Origin of the sequence: Arthrobacter sp. I3, assembly GCF_000520575.1 — a bacterium.
In the GTDB taxonomy this organism is placed as follows: Bacteria; Actinomycetota; Actinomycetes; order Actinomycetales; family Micrococcaceae; genus Arthrobacter; species Arthrobacter humicola_A.
In genome coordinates this window covers 242676-244654 of the sequence record NZ_KI914927.1, presented here as the reverse complement: position 1 = coordinate 244654, position 1979 = coordinate 242676, and the positions used below count along the sequence as shown (strand labels likewise).

The following is a 1979-nucleotide window of genomic DNA, read 5'->3' as shown; positions in this document are numbered from 1 at the left end:
AGTGCGCGGTTCGGTCTCGGGCATCTACTGTCCGTTCGTCGTCGTCGTTGTCGCAGCCGGTTCGGGCCGCGCTACTGCTGCAAATCTATCAAGCGGCCAGATGATCTGTACCGGCCTGCCAATGACGCGTTCAAGCGGCACCATGCCCCCGCCCGGGGCGCCAAGGAGGCTCCGGGAGTCGGCGGACATCGAGCGGTGGTCCCCCATGAGCCAGAGCCGCCCGGCAGGCACCTGGACGGCGAACTTCACATCGCTCGGGGTGTCCCCCGGATACACATACGGTTCCGCAACTTGCTGGCCGTTGACTGTGAGCCGGCCGCCGGCGTCGCAGCAGACCACACGGTCGCCGGGCAGTCCGATGACGCGCTTGACATACGTGGTGTCGCTGCCAGCCAGGCCAAGCCAGCGTCCGGCTTCGGCGAGGGCGTCCACCACAGGGCCGTTGCCACTGTTGAGCGGGGCGAAGGAACCGCGGCCGTCAAAGACGACGACGTCGCCCCGGCCCAAGGGCTTAGCTTGGAAACCGGTCCGCGCCACCACGATCCGGTCCCCCGTGTGCAGGAGCGGCTCCATGGAGGCGGACGGGATGAAGAAGATGTCCACCCACAGGGAGCGGACCACGGCGCTGATGGCCACGGCGAGCACCAGGGCCAGCAACGCAAAACGCCAGCCCGGTTTCCTGGGCTGGCGTTTTGGCTGTTCCATGTTCCGTATCCCCTGGCGCTGTCGTGAACTAATGTGCGCTGTTGCGGATAGCTCCGGCGCCGCGCTAGCTGACGCACCGGATACGGTCCGTGGATCCGCGGTGGAAGCCTGTCGTGGAAGACGAAAAAGCTTACTTGGCGGTCTGGAAGTCGCGCTTTTCCTTGATCTTCGCGGCCTTACCACGCAGGTTGCGCATGTAGTAAAGCTTGGCGCGGCGCACGTCACCCTTGGAGACGAGCTCGACCTTGTCGATGATCGGGGAGTGCACCGGGAAGGTACGCTCTACGCCGACACCGAAGGAGACCTTGCGGACGGTGAAGGTTTCGCGGACGCCATCGCCCTGGCGGCCAAGGACGAAGCCCTGGAAGACCTGGACGCGGGAGTTCTTGCCTTCGATGATGTTCACGTGAACCTTGATGGTGTCACCCGCGCGGAACTCGGGAACATCGGTGCGCAGCGAGGCTGCATCTACGGAATCGAGGATATGCATTGATCCACTCCTGGTGAACGCCACAGGTCACTCACGTTGGGTTACGGCGGTCAGGGCCGGTGGCATGCGCCGCCCGGAAATTTCCGCCGAAAGTTTGTCAATCCGGCCCTGTCAGGAGTAGACGGGGCCGGGGTGCCGGGCTGTTGGTAGCGCTCCCCCTGTGGCAGGTTCGCAACCCAGCAGGCACAAGGACTAATTTTGCCACATTTTGTGCGGGTTAGCCCAATCCCGTCGGTTAGGCGTCGGGACGGCGCAGCAGGCGGCCGTCGACGACGTCGTACCCCAGGTCGGAGAAGGCCGTACGGTCCGCGCGCGGCAGCTTGCCGGCGTCGAACTCCACGAGGAGGTCGGGGCGGCGTTCGGCGGTGCGCCGGTACTGCTCATGCCGGCGCCACTGGGCGATCTTGCCGTGGTTGCCGCTCAGCAGCACGGCCGGGACGTCCCGGTCCCGCCAGCTGGAGGGCTTGGTGTAGACGGGGTATTCGAGCAGCCCGTCGGAGTGGGATTCCTCCACGAGGGACTCGGGGTTGCCGACGACGCCGGGCAGCAGCCGCCCGATGGCCTCGACCATGGCCAGCACGGCGACTTCGCCGCCGTTGAGGACGTAGTCCCCCAGGCTCATCGGGCGCACCGTGAAGTGCTCCGCGGCCCATTCCAGGACCCGTTCATCGATGCCCTCGTACCGGCCGCAGGCGAAGACCAGCTGGTCCTCCTCGGCGAGCTGATGGGCGGTGGCCTGGGTGAAGCGCTCCCCCGCCGGTGACGGAACGATCAGGACAGGCTT

Annotated in this window: 3 protein-coding genes; all 3 read right to left on the bottom strand. The window is 66.0% G+C overall.

Annotation, left to right across the window (positions count from 1 at the left end; translation table 11 throughout):
• Nucleotides 1-24: 24 nt before the first annotated feature.
• A complete protein-coding gene (gene lepB / locus Y706_RS0112550) occupies nucleotides 25-705 on the bottom strand; it encodes a signal peptidase I (RefSeq protein WP_028276855.1) in 681 nt (226 codons plus the stop codon).
• A gap of 130 nt (nucleotides 706-835) precedes the next feature.
• Complete coding sequence (rplS, locus tag Y706_RS0112545) at nucleotides 836-1195, bottom strand: 50S ribosomal protein L19 (RefSeq protein ID WP_018773447.1); 360 nt, start codon at nucleotides 1193-1195, stop codon at nucleotides 836-838.
• A gap of 235 nt (nucleotides 1196-1430) precedes the next feature.
• The coding region (locus tag Y706_RS25275) for a tRNA (guanine(37)-N(1))-methyltransferase (RefSeq protein WP_043436068.1) at nucleotides 1431-1979 on the bottom strand (549 nt) is incomplete at its 5' end.

Excerpts from the sequence above, each read along its gene's own strand:
- lepB (WP_028276855.1), bottom strand. The coding sequence starts at position 705 with ATGGAACAGCCAAAACGCCAGCCCAGGAAACCGGGCTGGCGTTTTGCG.
- rplS (WP_018773447.1), bottom strand. The coding sequence starts at position 1,195 with ATGCATATCCTCGATTCCGTAGATGCAGCCTCGCTGCGCACCGATGTT.